Genomic DNA, 15,987 nt, shown 5'->3' with positions numbered 1-15,987 from the left:
CAGGACACCCGCATGAAAGCCCGCATCCGCGAATCCCGCCCCGCCAGCTTCTGGATTCTGGCCATCGTGTTCAGCCTGTTCGTGCTGTTCATGTACGGGCCCATGTTCGTCATCTTCATCCTGAGCTTCCAGGGCCCTGAGGGCGGGCTGACCTTCCCCATGCGCGGCGTGTCGCTGCACTGGTTTTACAAGCTGGCCGAGGGCCTGGGCGTGGTGGACATCGGCGCGGCGCTGTGGCGCTCGCTCGGCCTGGGCGTGGCGGTGATGCTGTGCACGGTGGTGCTGTCGGTGCTGGCCGGCCTGGCCTTTCGCAAGCGGCTGGCGGGCGGCAACACGCTGTTCTTCATCGTCGTGGCCAGCCTCATCATGCCGTCCATCATCGTCTCGCTGGGCATCGGGCTGGAGTTCCGCCTGGTCGATACCGGCCTCAAGGCCGCGCTCGAATGGCTGGGCATGGAGAGCACGCTGGAGGGCTATGGCACCTCGCTGGGCCTGTTCACCTCGGCCCTGGGCGCGCACCTGACCTGGACGCTGCCCTTCGGCCTGCTCATCATGTTCGCGGTGTTCAACCGCTTCAGCCCTTCGTACGAAGAGGCTGCACGCGACCTGGGCGCCACCCCATGGCAGGGCTTTGCCCATGTGGTGCTGCCGCTGATCGCGCCCTCGGTCGTGGGCATCGGCATGTTCGGCTTCACGCTGAGCTGGGACGAGATCGCCCGCACCTCGCAGGCCATTGGCGATGTGAACACCTTGCCGCTGGAACTGCAGGGCCTGACCAGCACCGTGACCACGCCCTCGATCTACGCGCTGGGCACGCTGACCACGGTGGTGTCCTTCGTGGTCATGGGCATCACCCTGGCCCTGGTCTGGGCCCTGGGCCAGCGCAAGAAGGGGCGGGCCCACTAGCCGCCAGAAGACAGCCACCACAAGACAGCCGCCATGAGACTGCCCCCGTGCGCCTGCGTACCGACAAACCCATGACTGCCGCCCCCACACCACGACGCCGCGCGCGCGCAGCCCTTGCTGCTGCGCCGGCAGACGCCGAGCCGCCCTCCACTGGCCTGCTCAGCGACAACGACATGTACGAGCGCATGGTCTCGGCCATCCTCGACCACCGGCTGCCGCCCGGCACCAAGCTGGTGGAGGACAAGCTCGCGGCCGCCTTCGGTGTCTCGCGCACGCGCGTGCGGCCGGTGCTGGTGCGCCTGGCCAACGAGCAGGTGGTCACGCTCACACCCAACCGCGGCGCCTCCATCGCCCAGCCCACGCCCGAGGAGGCGCTCGAAGTCTTCGAGGCGCGCCGCCTGCTGGAGCCGCGCCTGGTGGAGCTCTTCATCGCCAACGCCACCGACGAACACATTGCCGCGCTGCGCGCCTGCGTGGACGAAGAGGAGTCTGCGCGCGCAGGGGGCGACATGCGCCGCGCCATCCGCCTGTCGGGCGACTTCCACCTGCACATCGCGCAGGCGGCCGGGCACCAGACGCTGGGGCGCATCCTGCGCGAGCTGGTCTCGCGCACCTCGCTGATCCTCATGACCTACAGCCCCAGCCACGCGCGCGAGCGCGAGGAAGCGACCGCCTGCGGTTGCCGCGAGCACCGCGCGCTGATCGACGCCATCCGTCTGCGCGACCCCAAGGAGGCCGCACGCCGCATGCTGGACCACCTGGCGCGCATCGAAACGCAGCTGGAATTCACGCCACCGGCGAGCGAGGTACCGGACCTGGCCACCTTGCTGGGAGCCTGAGGCCATGCGCCACCTGCTCGTCATCAATCCGAACACATCCCCCAGGGTCAGCGCGCTGCTGCAGCAGCATGTGCAGGCCGCCGCGGGCTCGCACGTGGTGGTGCGCACCGCCACCGCGCGCTTCGGCGCACCCTATATCGCCTGCGAGGCCAGCTACGCCGTGGCCGCGCATGCCGCGCTCGACGCCTGGGCGCTCGACGTGTCCGCCCATGCTTCGCCGCCCAGCGCCGTGCTCATCGGCTGCTTCGGCGACCCGGGCCTGATGGCGCTGCGCGAGAGCAGCCCCGTGCCCGTCACCGGCCTGGCCGAGGCCTCCTTCATCGAGGCCGCACGCCACGGCCGCTATGCCATCGTGACCGGCGGCGAGCGCTGGGGCCCCATGCTGCAGCGCCTGGCCCAGGCCCTGGGCCATGCCCATGCGCTGGCCGGCATCCACACCGTGGCCCCCACGGGCGCCCAGCTCGCGGCCGACCCCGTGGCCGCCCGCGCCTTGCTGGCCCAGGCCTGCCGCGACGTGGTGCGCCAGATGGGCGTGCAGTCCGTCATCCTGGGCGGTGCCGGCCTGGCCGGCATGGCTGCGGCCGTGCAGTCCCAGGTGGGCGTGCCCGTGATCGACAGCGTGGTGGCTGGCGCCCACTGGGCGCTGCGCGCCAACGCCGTGCCACCCGAGCGCAGTGTGCCGGCGTTCGATGTGGCGTGGGAGGGGGTGTCGGACGCGATGGCGGCGCTGGGTCTGAAGGCCGTTTCGTAGCTGTTTGACTCTGTGCATGGCCTGTTTTAGTATTACATTCGTAATAACTGAAAGAACCGCCATGCACATGCTCAAGCTGACCCAGATCGGGAATTCCGTCGGTGTGGTGCTGCCCAAAGAGGCGCTGGCGAGGCTCAAGCTCAGCAAAGGCGAATCCATCTTTTTGACCGAGACTCCCGATGGATACGCTCTGACCCCTTACGACCCAACCCTGGAAGAGGAAATCAAGGCGGGGCGTGAGTTCATGCAGGACTTCAAAGACACCTTCCACCAGCTCGCCAAATGAATTGGCGCTGGGTTAGCAAACAGGCCTTGATGCTTCTGCACGGGGAAAGCCTTGCCACCCATGGTGGCCGAGAAGGCATGCGCAACGAGGGATTGCTGGAATCCGCCTTGATGCGCCCGCAGAACATCGTGTCTTATGCAGATGCAGCCGAACCGCCCGACGCGGCGATGCTGGCGGCCAGTTATGGCGTGGGGCTGGCGAAGAACCACCCTTTCGTGGATGGAAACAAGCGTGCGGCATTTCTGGCCGTGGGTTTGTTTCTCTACCTGAACGGCCTGCGGCTACAGGCCACCCAGGCTGAGGCCACAGTGGCCATGTTGGCCGTGGCCTCGGGGGAGTGGACGGAAGATGCCTTTGCCGCCTGGTTGCGTGTGCACACCGGTCCTCGCGTGACACGCTGAGGTCAACCGGTTAGCCCGGCGTAGCCACACGCTCCATGCGGGTGAGCGGCAGCGCCTCATCCTCGCTGGCCGCCCTGGGCAGCACGAAGTTGAACACCGAACGCGTGAACGGCGCGGTGATACCCAGCGACTCATAGCCTGCAGGCGCTACATTGCGCTGCAGCTCCACGATCAGCCCATCGCGCGTGGCAAAGGCGAAATCGTCATCGATGTAGCTGTCGCCCGGAATATTCACCTGCGTGGTCAGCGTGCGCATGCCGGGTGCCGCCACCAAAAAGTGGATGTGCGCAGGCCGCTGGCCATGGCGGCCCAGCAAGGCAAACAGCTCATGCACGGGGCCCACGGGCGGTATCGCATAGCCCGGTGGCAGAAAGCTGCGAAAGCGGTAAAAGCCCTTGGCATCGGTCTCGATGCGGCGGCGCAGCTCATAGGGCTGCATGCCCGGCATGAAATGCGAGTAGCCGCCCTTCTCGTTGGCATGCCAGACATCCACCATGGCATGGGGAACCGGCTTGCCATCGAGGTCCAGCACCTGGCCCTCCATGACGAAGATCTCGCCACGGGGCTCGCCTTCGTCCACACGGACCTCCACCTTGGACGTGGGGGCGCCGGCCACGAATAGAGGCCCCTCGATGGCCCGGGGCGTGCCACCTGCGCGGCCGGCGCGCGCATCGGCCTCATCGGCGCGGATATCGATCAGGCGGTCAAAGCCCAGGCCGGCGGTGATCAGGCCGGCTTGGCCGGCAGCGCCCAGGCGGTTGAGCCAGCCCGTGGCGGCCCAGAACTCGTCGGGGGTGACATCGAGTTCGTCGATGGTCTTGAACAGGTCGGTGACGATGCGCTCGGTGAGCTGGCGCACGCGGGCGTTGCCCGGGGCGATCTGGCGCGTGTTGACCTGCTCCAGCAGTTGCGATTGGGTGAATTCAGCCATGGGGTTGCCTCCTTGTGGTGGGGTAGAGAAATGGAATCGTTGGGTGTTCAGAGGCTCTTGAACAGCGGGCTGCGCCGCGCGGGCGCGCCCGCGTCGGCCGCGGTGAAGAACTTCTCGGTGTAGATGTCGGGCTCGAACAGGCGGCCTTGCATCAGCGTGGCGATGCAGCCTTCGATCATGGGCGGCGGCCCGCACAGGTAGGCCTTGCTGCCGCGGAAGTCGTTGCCCAGGTGCTGCTGCAGCGCCTGGTGCACATAGCCGGTGGCGCCGGTCCAGGTGGCCTCGTCGTTGGCAGACAGCACGGGTACATAGCGGAAGTTGGCGTGCTGTGCCGCCAGGGCCTCGAACAGCTCGGCAAAGTACAACTCCTGCCGCGTGCGTGCGCCATGGAACAGGGTGATCGGGTAGTCCGCGCCTTCGGCCAGCAGGTCCAGCACCATGGACTTGGGGCTGGACAGCCCCGAGCCGCCCGCCAGGAAGATCGCCTGGCGCGTGGCCGACTTGCGCACGAAAAAGCGGCCGAACGGGCCCGAGAGGTCCAGGCGTTGGCCCACCACCGCATGCTCGTGCAGCCAGGTGGTGGCGGGCCCGCCATCGACCTTGCGGATGTGCAGCTCGATCAGCGCATCGCCCGGCGCGCTGGCGATGGAAAAGGCGCGCGCGCCCTGCACCCCCGGCACCTGCAGCATCACATACTGGCCGGCCTGGAACGCGATGGCCCGGTCCGGCTGCAGCCACAGGCCCAGGATGGTGGGCGTGAGCATCTCCCGGCGCACCACCTGGCCCAGAAAGTCCTGCAGGGGCAGGTAGCGGGCGTCGGGGTCTTCGTCCACCTCGGCCTCGATCACCAGGTCGGACTGCGGCGTGGCGCAGCAGGCCAGCACCTTGTTCTCGTCGCGCTCGAAGTCCATCAGCGCGAAGGGCGAAGCCTCGCCGTGCTCGAACTCGCCGTCCAGCACCTGCACCTTGCAGGTGGCGCACAGGCCGTGGCAGCAGGCATGCGGTATCCACACGCCCGCGCGCAGGCAGGCGTCCAGCACCGTCTGGCCCTCGGCGATCTCCACCGTCTGGCCCAGCGGCTCTATCGTGATCTGGTAGCCCATGGCCGCCTCACGAACCGGAGCCTGCGATGCCGGCCAGGCCCGGCGTGCGCAACTGGATGAAGGACTTGTGCACCAGGCCGTTGTCGGCCAGCGAGCGCGCCGGGTCGGGCGTGAAGGGCTTGCCCGAGTCGCGCCATTCGGCCCGGCTCCAGTCGATGCGCGCAAAGTCCGGGTGGCTTCCGTAGACGCCGGGCAGCACCTCGCTCACCAGGGCGCCGAAGGGCATGGCCGCGGGCAGGGGCAGGCACACGGGCGAGCAGAACAGCAGGTGGTCTTCCCAGCCGATGTAGAGCAGGCGGTTGCCGTGGAACTTGTCTTCGGCGTCGGCGGCTGCGCCTTCGTAGCCGGGCTGCAGTGCGATGACAGGCATGTGTATCTCCTTTCGTTCGTTCGTTCGGGGTCAGGCCGCCTTGGCAGGGCTTGCCGCGGCGCCTTCGGCGGGCAGGTGGCTGCGGCCGGTCCAGCGCTCCCAGTTGGCGCGGTCGGGGCTGGCGTTGTATTCACCCGTGTCGGCGCTGGTATCGAGGTGGTACCAGGCCAGCACCTCGGCCAGCGGGTTGAAGCCGGGCTGGGTCGGGTCGGTGCCTTCGCGGAAGCAGTTGCCCTGGTAGATCTGGTGCACGGGCAGCCAGGCCTGCTTGAACTTCTCGGGCTCGCCGTCAAACACGTCCTTGCAGCCGTCGGAGCAGAAGTGGTACTTCATGCCGTGGTAGGTGGACTCGCGCGCCGCGATCTTCGTGGGGTTGTCCATCTCGGTGAACGCCATCGGGATCTGGCAGATCTGGCACAGCATGGGCAGGCTGTTGTTCACCCAGCGCTGGCCGGCCTGCTCCTGCTCGCGCAGGTGCACCAGGCGCGGGCGGTAGTATTGGTCGAAGGTATTGGGGTACTTGGCAGACAGCCAGTCCATCTCTTCGTCGGTGGGGATCCAGGTGTGGATGCCGGCGGCGTGCGTGTAGTTGTAGAAGATGCCCCAGGCCTGGTGGGTGATGTGCTCCTTTTCGAGCTTTGCCACGTCGGCGTACTTGGGCAGCTTCACGCCGTAGCGCGCCAGGTCCTCGAACAGCGCGCCGCCGTTCTTCTCGAAGTACATCTCCCAGGCCTCGGCCCAGCTCATCACGCGCTTGGGCAGCATGTAGTCCATCATCATGCCCACCAGCGTGAGCAGGCGGTAGCCGCGCCAGAACCACTTGTCCACCCACTTCTGGATGATGGGCAGGTTGTCCGGGTCCTGCTCCAGCATGAACTTCACCACCTCCAGGCCCAGCGTCATGTGGCGCGATTCGTCCGACTGGGCCGAGAAGCCGAAGGTCACGGTCGCCATGTCGCCGTTGTAGGCCGCGCCGCTCATGAAGGGCATGAACAGCAGGTTGGTGAGCACATACTCGAACGAGAACGAGATGGCGGTGATGAACTCGAACGGCCCCGCCGTCATCGCGTCGTCAAAGTAGGACTTGGGCACCGACAGGTACCACAGCCGGTCGTGCATGTGGTGGAAGTCGTGCAGCCCGTTGAAGTACTTGTTGTAGTGGCTGATGGTGTGCACCTGCGTCTGCGCGTGGCGCAACTCGTCGATGGACTGCATCTGCGCGGCGATGCGAGCACCCACGCCACGCAGCGAGCGCCCGGCCATGGCATAGCCGCGGTGCGCTGCGTACTCCAGCGGCGAAACGCCCGTGAGGAACAGCTTCAAGGTGTTGACGTAGCGCGCATCGGTGATGTTGAACTGGCCGTTGTTCTGCGCGAAGGCGTCGATGATGGCGTAGAGCTTTTTCTCCTTCTCGCCCTGGAACTTCCAGTACGCGTCCATGGTCAGGCGAAACGGGTCTTCCCATTTGTCCCAGTCGTGGATCTTGATGCCCTCGAACTGGTCGAAGGGGAACACATCGTCCATGGACTGGTAGGTGGTGTCCCAGCCCAGGCCGCGCGTCATCAGCGCGTACTTTTCCTTGATGCCCAGGCGGCGGGCGCTGGCGTTGTGGTTGTTGTTCTGGCTCATGGGTGTCTCCTGGAGATAAATGGGGGCAGCGTCAGGCGGCTTCGCCGCGCGTGAGGCGGAAGGCATCGTCCGTCTCGTCGATGTTTCCGGACAGCGAGATCAGGTTCAGGTGCAGCTCCTGCACGTCCCAGTCGCGGCCCATGCGGTCTTGCACCGATGTGCGGTGGATGACGATCTGGCCGGGCGCGTCGATCTTCACCATGGCCGGGAACTCCGCGGCCGTGGCCAGCGGGTTGTCGGCCAGGATGGCGTCGATGATGAAGCGCGTCTCGTCATTCGCCTGCAGTGCGATGAAGACGCTGGGGCGGTCCTGCAGTGCGGTGGTGGTGGTGGTCATGGGGGCCTTTCGTCGAGAGGGTTCAGGCAGCGATGCCAAGCTTGGCCATGCGGGCGACCAGGGCGGCATCGGCCTGCGCCAGTGCCGCGGCGCCGCCCTCGGCACCCAGGCCGGCCGTGGCCAGCGGTGCCAGCGCGCGCAGGATCTCGCCGCGCCAGGTGGCGGCCCAGGCGCTCAGTTGCTGCGCATTGGCGGGCGAGTCTTCGGCGGCGGTCTTCACGGTGGCGTCCACCCAGCGTGCGGTCTCGTCGTACCACTCGTTCATGAAGCCGGTGAGCAGGGACAGGGCATTGCCTGTGGCGGGGTTCAGGTCGGCTTCCAGGTGGCGATAGACCAGCGGGTAGAGCAGGCCGTCGAACACCAGGTTCTGGGCCACGAAGACCTCGAACCAGTCTTTGGTGACGAACAGGTTTTCCACGAGGCGGCGCACGCCCTGCCAGGCAGGGGCATGCAGCCAGTCCTCCTTGGCCTGCGCCAGCGCGGCGTCGCCGTTGGCATCGAGCATCAGGCCCACGCGGGTCAGGTACTGCGCAATGCCCAGGCGGTCCATGGTGGCGAACTTGGTGGCCTGGGTGATGGCTGCGCCCCAGCCGTAGGCGGTGATGTAGCAGTTGTTCATGTTGGCGCCCCACTCGTAGTGGCGCAGCGGCACCAGCACGGACTGGATGCGCTGGCGCGTGGCGGCGTCGAGTTGGCCGAGCAACTGGCGCTTTTCCACGAACTCGTACTGCTTCTCGGTGGCGTCCTGCTGCTTGGCGCGGGCCATCACGTACACGCCGTAGTAGAAGTGGCGCGGGTCCTTGAAGGCGTACCAGTCCTCCATCACGATGGCCGTGCGGCGCTTGTCATACAGCGCGCGCTCGGGCTCCCACAGCGGGCGGTAGTGGAAGTGCGCTTCGGGCTGCATGTCGATGGTCGCCTCCTGGTAGCGCGAGGCGGGCTTGTCCGCGCCCAGGCGGCGCGCTATGAACGAGAAGGTCTGCCGTATCGGCTTGACGCTGGTGGTCTGGATGTCGACATGCATCGTGTTGTCTCCTGGTCGTGGTGTGATGGGTTGGGGAATCGGAAAGAAGAGAAATCTCAGTGGTCGATGCCGGGCGCGCCGAAGCGCCACTTCAGGCGTTCGTAGTCCAGCCGCGCACCCTCTTCGGCGTCGAGGTGGATGGCCTGGTGCTGGGCGCAGAATGCGTGGAACTGGGGGAACAGCAGCACCAGTTCCACGGCGAACTCGGGGTCGCCGATGGCGAACTCGAATTCGACGAAGCGCTGCTCCAGCGTGCCGGTCACGCGCACATAGCAGGGCAGGCCGGTCAGCGTGCTGGCCGATCCGGGCTGGGAGGCACCGTGGGTGGGGTTCATTTGTTCACTACACCAATCGAGTAGGGGCCAGGGGCCCGGGCGGTGTAGAAAGGGCAATCGCTGTGCCAGCGCACGCAAGCCCTTGATTTGCATGGGATGGGCCCATGCCGTGACCCCGTTGCCAGGGTTTTCCTGAAGCCTCAAATCATCAAATGCTGCAGTGCAGCTTGATCAAATGGTGAATGGTCCCGGCGGGTGGAGCCTTCTGGAAAAGCACCAAGAACGGTGGCGACCGGGGGAGGCGAGAAATGGCAGCGCCAGGGGATGGTCACTGCCTTCGAACGGACGCGGCCTGGGCCAGTGACCACCGCGCAACGGCCGCCCCGCCGCGCTGGTGGTGTCCCCCTTCCCGAATGGCGCAGCCGTTCGAGAGAAGGGGAAGGTGCGCAGCGCCTCAGGGGGATGTCCCTATGCGGTGGGAACGCCTTCTTTTTTCAGCCGGTAGGCCAGCTGCGGTCGCGTGATGCCCAGGAGGCGCGCCGCCTGCGAGAGGTTGCCGCCCGCGCGCTGCAGGGCGGTCTGCAGCAGGCGCTGCTCCAGCTGGGCCAGGTCCACATTGCGGTCCAGCACCTCGGTGCAGATGCCGTCGATGGCATCGCTGGGCGCGCCGCGCGTGACCGCGCCACGCCCGTCGAGCTGCCCGCCCTGGGCGGGGGGCGCCACGCCCGACAGGTGCGATGCCTCGATGAAGCCCTTGTCCGGTGCCAGCAGCACGGCGCGCTCCATCACGTTCTCCAGCTCGCGGATGTTGCCGGGCCAGGGGTGGCCCAGCACCGCGCGCATGGCCTTGTCGGTCAGTCCCAGCACTTTCTTGCGGTACAGCTCGCCATAGCGCTCGACGAAGCGGTCCACCAGGGCCGGGATGTCGGCCGTGCGCTCGCGCAGCGGCGGGATGGTGATGGGAAAGGTGTTCAGGCGGTAGAACAGGTCGGCGCGGAAGCGCCCGGCCTGCATGGCCTGCTGCAGGTTGACATTGGTGGCGGCAACGATGCGCACGTCGAACGGCGTGCTGTTCTCGGCGCCCAGGCGCTCCACCTCGCCGGTCTGCAGGGCGCGCAGCAGTTTGACCTGCGCGGCCAGCGGCAGGTCGCCGATCTCGTCGAGGAACAGGGTGCCACCGTGCGCCCGCTCGAAGCGTCCGGCCCGCGCCAGGTGGGCGCCGGTGTAGGCGCCTTTCTCCACGCCGAAGAGCTCGGCCTCGATCAGCTCGTGCGGAATGGCCGCGCAGTTGACGGCGATGAACGGCCCTTTGGCGCGCGGCCCGTTCTCATGCAGCCAGCGTGCAAAGACCTCCTTGCCCACGCCGGTCTCGCCCAGCAGCAGCACGGTGATGGCGTTGTCGGCCGCGCGGCTGAGCAGCTCGAAGGCCTCGCGAAAACCCGGCGATACGCCCACCAGCTTGCTGTCGTAGCGCCGGCGCGCCTGCACGCTGCGCAACTGGTCCAGGCCGATCTGGTAGTCGATGAGCTGCGCGGCAAAGGGCTGGGGCTGGAAGTAGGCCACGTAGGCATCGTCGTTCCAGCGCTCCGCCGGCTGGCCGACGATGCGGCACAGCGCATCGCCCTGGCTGCGGCATTCCACCTCCTTGTAGACCACGAGCTGGCCCATGAAGGTGCTGGTATAGCCCGAGGCATAGCCGATCTGCGTCCAGCAGGCCGGGTCGTCGCCAAAGCCGAAGTCGCTGATGTTGACCTCGTCCTCCCAGGAGTTGGTCCACAGGAACTCGCCATAGAAGTGCCCCTGGGCGAGGTTGATGTCGAGCTGTACCTTCTCGACCGAGACCACGCCTTCGATGGAGTGCAGCTGCGGGCCGAGCAGAAAGGCATCGTGCGTCTTGAGGCCGGCGCGCCGCTGCTTGACGGCCAGCTCTCCATCGCGCTGGCCCGAGGCAAAACCCATGCGGATGAGCAGGCCGCGCGCGCGCTCCACGCCCAGCGAGTCGAACAGCTCCTTGCGCAGCGCCGCCAGCGCGCGGGCGTGCAGCAGCAGCATGCGCTGCTCGTCGAGCCAGATGTGGCCGGTGTCGGCGTTGAAGCGCAGCAGCGAGAGGGGATTGGCCAAGGGGGTCTCCAGCATTCCGCCGCGCAGCAGCCGGGCTGCGCTGGGTGGATGGTGCGAGTATGGTGCGCCATCGCGTCTGCCGGCGCCACGGGGTTTTTCCTGCAGCGGGGTGGGGCTGCTGAATGACACCCCCAACACGAAAAGCCGCCCCCGCTAAGGGGCAGCTTGGCGTCGGAGCGGTGGCGGATCAGCCCGGCGTTGCGACGCGCTCCATGCGGGTCAGCGGCAGTGCCTCGTCCTCGCTGGCCGCCCTGGGCAGCACGAAGTTGAACACCGAGCGTGTGAACGGCGCCGTGATGCCCAGCGACTCATAGCCTTTGGGTGCCACATTGCGCTCCAGCGCAACGATCAGCCCATCGCGCGTGGCGAAGGCGAAGTCATCGTCGATGTAGCTGTCGCCCGGAATGTTGACCTGGGTGGTCAGCGTGCGCATGCCGGGCGCAGCGACCAGGAAGTGGATGTGCGCCGGGCGCTGGCCATGGCGGCCCAGGGCGGCAAACAGCTCTGCGACCGGGCCGGTGGGCGGGATCGCATAGCCCGGTGGCAAGAAGCTGCGAAAGCGGTAGAAGCCCTTGGCATCGGTCTCGATGCGGCGGCGTAGTTCATAGGGCTGCATGCCTGGGAAGAAGTGTGAGTAGCCGCCTTTCTCATTGGCGTGCCACACATCGACCATGGCATGGGGAACAGGTTGGCCATCGAGGTCCAGCACCTGGCCCTCCATCACGAACACCTCGCCTTTGGGCTCGCCCTCGTCTACACGCACTTCCACCTTGGAAGTGGGGGCTCCAGCCACGAACAAGGGCCCCTCGATGGCACGGGGCGTGCCGCCTTCGCGCCCGGCTTTCTGGTCGGCCTCGTCGGCGCGGATGTCGAGCAGGCGGTCAAAGCCCAGGCCCGCCGTGATCAGCCCAGTCTGGCCTGCGGCGCCCAGGCGTGTGAGCCAGGCGGTGGCGGCCCAGAACTCGTCGGGGGTCACGTCCAGTTCGTCGATGGTCTTGAACAGGTCGGTGACGATGCGCTCGGTGAGCTGGCGCACGCGTGGGTTGCCGGGGGCGATCTTCTTGGTGTTGACCAGTTCGAGCAACTGGGCCTGGGTGAGTTCTGCCATGTTCTTGTCTCCTCTGTGGGGTGGTTCGTGGGGAAGAAAGGGGGATGCCCGGTCAGTCGAGCTTGATGTGGCGCTCTGCAATCAGCTTCGCCCAGCGATCGGATTCCTTGGCCAGGTGGGTGGCCAGTTCGGCGGGCGTGGAGCCCACGGGCTCGGCGCCGATGGTCTCGAAGCGCGCCACCACATCGGGCTGCTTCATCGCATCGCGCAGGGCGGCATTGAGCTTGTTGACGATGGGCGCTGGTGTGCCCGCCGGCGTGAACACCGCGAACCAGGGCGAGACCTCGTAGCCCGGCAAGCCGGCCTCGGCCAGCGTGGGCACATTGGGCAGGGTGGCCGAGCGTTTGGCCGTGGTCACGCCCAGGGCGCGCAGCTTGCCCGACTGCAGGTGCGGCCGTGCCGAGGTGATGCTGTCGAACATGTAGTTGATCTGCCCGCCCAGCAGGTCGGCCACGGCCGGGCCGCTGCCCTTGTAGGGGATGTGCAGCATGTCGACCTGGGCCAGCGAGTTGAACACCTCGCCCGCCAGGTGGATCGAGGTGCCGTTGCCGGCCGAGCCGTAGGTGAGCTTGCCGGGCGCCTTGCGTGCGGCGGCGATCACGTCGGCCACGGTCTTCACCTCGGGCTGGGTGGCATTGGTCACCAGCACGTTGGGCACCACGGCGAGCAGGCTCACCGGTGCGAAGTCCTTGATCGGGTCGTAGGACAGCTTGCCGTACAGCGGCTTGTTGGTGGCCATGCCGATGGAGGTGATCATCAGCGTGTAGCCGTCGGCTGGCTGCTTGGCCACGAACTCGGCGCCGATGTTGCCGCCCGCGCCGGCCTTGTTCTCGACCACGAAGGGCTGGCCCAGCGCCTGGCCGGCCTTCTCGCCCAGGGTGCGGGCAATCGCGTCCATGGCGCCACCGGGCGGGAAGGGCACGACCCAGCGGATGGGCTTGTTCGGCCAATTGGCGCCGCTGGTCTGGGCATGCGCCGTGGGCAGCACCGCCAGCGCGGTGGTTGCGGCCAGCAGGGCCAGCAGGGTTTGTCGCTTCATTCGTCTTGTCTCCGGTACTCTTCTGGGGGATGGCGGTCAGATGGCCGAGGGGTGCTTTGCCAGTGGCGTCACGGAGATCTTCATGAACGGGAACAGCGGCAGGCCCTGCAGCAGCTGGTGCAGCTCGTCGTTGGAGGCCACGTCGAAGATGCTGTAGTTGGCGTACTCGCCCACCACGCGCCAGAGGTGGGGCCAACGGCCGTCGCGCTGCAGATCCTGCGAGTAGGCTTTTTCGCGGGCCTTGATCTCGTTGGCCTGTTCGGCAGGCAGGTCGTGGGGGACGTACACATCCATGCGGACGAGGAACAGCATAGGGGGGTCTCCTTAATGGGTTGAAGCCTGGCGGCCCAGGTCGATGTGCACGGGCGCCTGGCCCGCGCGGGCGCGGTCGAAGCGGTCGAGCTGCGCGAGCGAAACCTCCACGCCGAAGCCTGGGCCATCGGGCAACTGCAGCGCGAAGTCGGTGATGGGCATCTGGTTTTCCACGATGTCGTCGACCAGCAGTTGCGGGCCGAACAGCTCGCAGCCATGGTGCTGGTGGCCCAGGGTGGAGAACACATGGGCCGACGCAGCGCTGCCCAGCGAGGTCTCCAGCATGGTGCCGCCGTACCAGCCTATGTCGGCCGCCTCGGCCACTGCCGCCACCTTGCGCGTGCGCAGCAGGCCGCCGTGCTTGGCGACCTTGAGCGAGAACACGTGGCAGGCCTGGCCACGCGCGAGGGCCATCGCGTCCTGCGGGGTGCACACGGTCTCGTCGGCCATGATGAGGGCGTCGCGGCCCAGCATGGCGGTCAAGCCCTTGAGGGCCTCCACGTTCCAGTGGGCCACGGGCTGCTCGATCAGCGTCACGCCGGCTTCCACCAGCTGCGGCAGGTAGCGGCGCGCGGTGTTGCCGTCCCAGGCCTGGTTCACGTCCACCGTCAGCGTGGCGCGGCCTGCGAGGCCCCGCGCGATCTGCGTGACGTGGGCCACGTCGTCGGCCGGGGCGTTGGCGCCGATCTTCATCTTGAAGATGTGGTGGCGGCGCTGCTCCAGACGCAGCTGGGCTTCCTCGAGGTCGCGCTCCACGTTGCCGCTGGCCAGGGTCCAGGCCAGGGGCAGGCTGGCGTGCACCTTGCCGCCCAGCAGCTGCCAGGCCGGCAGGCTCAGCGTGCGGCTCACGGCGTCGACCAGGGCCATTTCCACGGCGCTCTTGGCAAAGGCATTGCCCTTGCAGGCCTTGTCCATGCGCGCCAGCGCCGCCTCGAAGCCGCCCGCGCCTTGGCCGCGCAGGGCGGGCGCCAGGTACTGGGTGATGGCGTGGTGGATGCTCTCGGGCGATTCCTCGTTCCATGAAGGGCCGCCGATGGTGGCCGCCTCGCCGAACCCGCAGGCACCGTCGGCCAGCCACAGCTGCACGATGACCGGGCTCTGGCGGCTGATGGCACCGAACGAGAGCTTGTGCGGGCGGATGGTGGGGATGTCCAGGATGCGCGCTTCGATGCGCTCGATGGTGAAACCACCGGGGTGGTTGTGCATGGGGAAGGCCTTCGGTCGGTAAGCGGAAAACGGTACAGGCCAAAGGTTAGTTTCTGCCCGTCTGCAAATCCAATGATTCATTTGCAATGCATTGTTCGATACCATCGATGAATTTCCTTGCCGTCCTCCAGAAAGCCACCCCATGGAAATCCGCCAGCTCCGCTATTTCCTCGACATCGCGCGCACCGAGCACCTGACGCAGTCGGCGCAGAACCTGTTCGTCACGCAGTCCACGCTGTCGCACGGCCTGCGCCAGCTGGAGCAGGAGCTGGGCGTGGCCCTGTTCGACCGCCTGGGCCGCGGGCTCAAGCTGTCGCAAGCGGGGGTGGCCTTTCGCACCTATGCCGCGCGCGCCCTGCAGGAGATCGAGGCCGGCCGCATGGCCCTGGCCGACATGGGGGCGCTGGAGTCGGGATCGCTCACCGTGGGCGTGATCCCCACCTTTCTGCACAGCCTGGTGCCGGCGGCCGTGGCGGCCTTCAGCAGCGCCTACCCCGGTGTCAACGTGGTGGTGCGAGATCTGCGCGCCGGGCCCATCGAGGAGCAACTGGTGGAGGGGCAGCTCGATGTGGGCATTGCCTTCTACCCCACCGAGCGCGAGGAGATCGAGACGGAGCCCTTGTTCGAGGAGCGGCTGCAGCTGGTGGTGAACCGGGCGCATCCCCTGGCGCGGCGGCGCACGCTGGCGTTGAAGGACCTGGCGGGGGTGCCGTTGGCCATGTTGCCGCGGGCGTTCACTACGCGGCGCTTGATCGATGAGAGCCTACGTGCTGCGGGGGTGGTGCCTCTGGTGCGGGTGGAGATGGAGTCGGTGGAGGGCTTGCTCGATGTGTGCCGGTGGGGGGATCTGGCGAGCATCGCTCCTGAACGCGCAGCCTTGCAGGCGGCGGACTTGCATGCGATCAATCTGCATTCGCCTGGGATGGTGCGGCATGCGGGGATTTTGTGGCGCAAGGGGGCTTCTAGGAGCCGGGCGGCGTTGGAGTTTGCTGCTTTGCTTCGGCCTTGAGTTTTTGATGGTGGTTACAGCGTGCTTTGGTTGAGTGCGGGAGCCGGGATGTCCGCCCGGCGGCGGAGTAACTTTCTCTTGGGCCGCCAAGAGAAAGTCACCAAAGAGAAGGCGGCCCCGCTGTCTGCGTCCCTCCGCTTCGCTGCGGGCAACCTGCGATGCTCGGATCTGGGGTGGGCGTCGATGAACTCCCTGCGCTGCCTCTGCGAGGCAGCTCCGGTCAAACAGCATCGACGAGCCAGACAACGAAGTGCATGTGTCCTTCGGCACATGCACCCACCCCAGCTCCTGCGCTTCTCGGCGCAGCCAGAAGGGGTGGGGAGCGGGGACAAAGACGGCT

At 67.1% G+C, this 15,987-nt stretch carries 18 protein-coding genes; 6 read left to right on the top strand and 12 right to left on the bottom strand.

Annotated features, from left to right (window positions below; genetic code table 11):
* The first annotated feature begins 12 nt into the window (after window positions 1–12).
* The 5 genes from HNP48_RS29840 to HNP48_RS29820 all read left to right on the top strand — a co-directional run bounded on the left by HNP48_RS29840 (window position 13) and on the right by HNP48_RS29820 (window position 3,183).
* Entirely contained in the window at window positions 13–906 is an 894-nt protein-coding gene (locus tag HNP48_RS29840) for an ABC transporter permease (RefSeq protein ID WP_184864175.1), read from the top strand.
* A gap of 71 nt (window positions 907–977) precedes the next feature.
* Window positions 978–1,745 (top strand): GntR family transcriptional regulator, encoded by a 768-nt coding sequence (locus HNP48_RS29835; protein WP_184864173.1) that lies wholly within the window; start codon window positions 978–980, stop codon window positions 1,743–1,745.
* Window positions 1,746–1,749: 4 nt separating this feature from the next.
* Window positions 1,750–2,496, top strand: a complete 747-nt coding sequence (locus HNP48_RS29830) for an aspartate/glutamate racemase family protein (protein ID WP_184864171.1) — start codon at window positions 1,750–1,752, stop codon at window positions 2,494–2,496.
* Between the two features lie 61 nt (window positions 2,497–2,557).
* Window positions 2,558–2,782 carry an AbrB/MazE/SpoVT family DNA-binding domain-containing protein gene (locus tag HNP48_RS29825; protein WP_145696226.1) on the top strand — a complete coding sequence of 75 codons (225 nt, stop codon included), beginning with the start codon at window positions 2,558–2,560 and terminating at the stop codon, window positions 2,780–2,782.
* On the top strand, window positions 2,779–3,183 hold the full coding sequence (locus HNP48_RS29820) for a type II toxin-antitoxin system death-on-curing family toxin (RefSeq protein ID WP_184864169.1): 405 nt from the start codon (window positions 2,779–2,781) through the stop codon (window positions 3,181–3,183). Before HNP48_RS29825 ends, HNP48_RS29820 begins: the two co-directional genes overlap by 4 nt.
* Window positions 3,184–3,193: 10 nt before the next feature.
* Here HNP48_RS29820 and HNP48_RS29815 read toward each other — a convergent pair whose 3' ends face one another.
* The 12 genes from HNP48_RS29815 to HNP48_RS29760 form a co-directional block, all read right to left on the bottom strand.
* The gene (locus tag HNP48_RS29815) at window positions 3,194–4,114 is read right to left on the bottom strand and encodes a dioxygenase (protein ID WP_184864167.1); all 921 of its coding nucleotides are present in this window, start codon (window positions 4,112–4,114) and stop codon (window positions 3,194–3,196) included.
* A 47-nt stretch (window positions 4,115–4,161) separates the two neighbouring features.
* Window positions 4,162–5,217 (bottom strand): NADH:ubiquinone reductase (Na(+)-transporting) subunit F, encoded by a 1,056-nt coding sequence (locus HNP48_RS29810; protein WP_184864164.1) that lies wholly within the window; start codon window positions 5,215–5,217, stop codon window positions 4,162–4,164.
* Between the two features lie 7 nt (window positions 5,218–5,224).
* On the bottom strand, window positions 5,225–5,587 hold the full coding sequence (locus tag HNP48_RS29805; RefSeq protein ID WP_184864162.1) for a phenol hydroxylase subunit P4: 363 nt from the start codon (window positions 5,585–5,587) through the stop codon (window positions 5,225–5,227).
* A 30-nt stretch (window positions 5,588–5,617) separates the two neighbouring features.
* On the bottom strand, window positions 5,618–7,216 hold the full coding sequence (locus HNP48_RS29800) for an aromatic/alkene/methane monooxygenase hydroxylase/oxygenase subunit alpha (RefSeq protein ID WP_184864160.1): 1,599 nt from the start codon (window positions 7,214–7,216) through the stop codon (window positions 5,618–5,620).
* A gap of 31 nt (window positions 7,217–7,247) precedes the next feature.
* Complete coding sequence (locus HNP48_RS29795) at window positions 7,248–7,553, bottom strand: MmoB/DmpM family protein (protein WP_184864157.1); 306 nt, start codon at window positions 7,551–7,553, stop codon at window positions 7,248–7,250.
* 22 nt (window positions 7,554–7,575) lie between these two features.
* A complete protein-coding gene (locus HNP48_RS29790; RefSeq protein ID WP_184864155.1) occupies window positions 7,576–8,577 on the bottom strand; it encodes an aromatic/alkene monooxygenase hydroxylase subunit beta in 1,002 nt (333 codons plus the stop codon).
* 56 nt (window positions 8,578–8,633) lie between these two features.
* Window positions 8,634–8,912 carry a phenol hydroxylase subunit gene (locus HNP48_RS29785; protein WP_184864153.1) on the bottom strand — a complete coding sequence of 93 codons (279 nt, stop codon included), beginning with the start codon at window positions 8,910–8,912 and terminating at the stop codon, window positions 8,634–8,636.
* A gap of 408 nt (window positions 8,913–9,320) precedes the next feature.
* Entirely contained in the window at window positions 9,321–10,988 is a 1,668-nt protein-coding gene (locus tag HNP48_RS29780) for a sigma-54-dependent Fis family transcriptional regulator (RefSeq protein ID WP_184864151.1), read from the bottom strand.
* A gap of 172 nt (window positions 10,989–11,160) precedes the next feature.
* A complete protein-coding gene (locus HNP48_RS29775) occupies window positions 11,161–12,081 on the bottom strand; it encodes a dioxygenase (protein ID WP_184864149.1) in 921 nt (306 codons plus the stop codon).
* 52 nt (window positions 12,082–12,133) lie between these two features.
* Entirely contained in the window at window positions 12,134–13,120 is a 987-nt protein-coding gene (locus tag HNP48_RS29770; protein WP_184864147.1) for a tripartite tricarboxylate transporter substrate binding protein, read from the bottom strand.
* Window positions 13,121–13,156: 36 nt separating this feature from the next.
* Window positions 13,157–13,432 carry a muconolactone Delta-isomerase gene (catC, locus tag HNP48_RS29765; RefSeq protein ID WP_184864145.1) on the bottom strand — a complete coding sequence of 92 codons (276 nt, stop codon included), beginning with the start codon at window positions 13,430–13,432 and terminating at the stop codon, window positions 13,157–13,159.
* Between the two features lie 12 nt (window positions 13,433–13,444).
* Window positions 13,445–14,638, bottom strand: a complete 1,194-nt coding sequence (locus HNP48_RS29760; RefSeq protein ID WP_184864143.1) for a muconate cycloisomerase family protein — start codon at window positions 14,636–14,638, stop codon at window positions 13,445–13,447.
* A gap of 142 nt (window positions 14,639–14,780) precedes the next feature.
* On the opposite strand from HNP48_RS29760, the gene cynR reads away from it, so the two are divergent.
* Entirely contained in the window at window positions 14,781–15,647 is an 867-nt protein-coding gene (cynR, locus tag HNP48_RS29755; RefSeq protein WP_184864141.1) for a transcriptional regulator CynR, read from the top strand.
* Window positions 15,648–15,987 lie beyond the last annotated feature (340 nt).

It is taken from the genome of Acidovorax soli, assembly GCF_014207955.1.
In the GTDB taxonomy this organism is placed as follows: Bacteria; Pseudomonadota; Gammaproteobacteria; order Burkholderiales; family Burkholderiaceae_C; genus Acidovorax; species Acidovorax soli_A.
The sequence above is the reverse complement of the archived record's forward strand: the minus strand, read 5'-3'. Positions and strand labels throughout refer to the sequence as shown.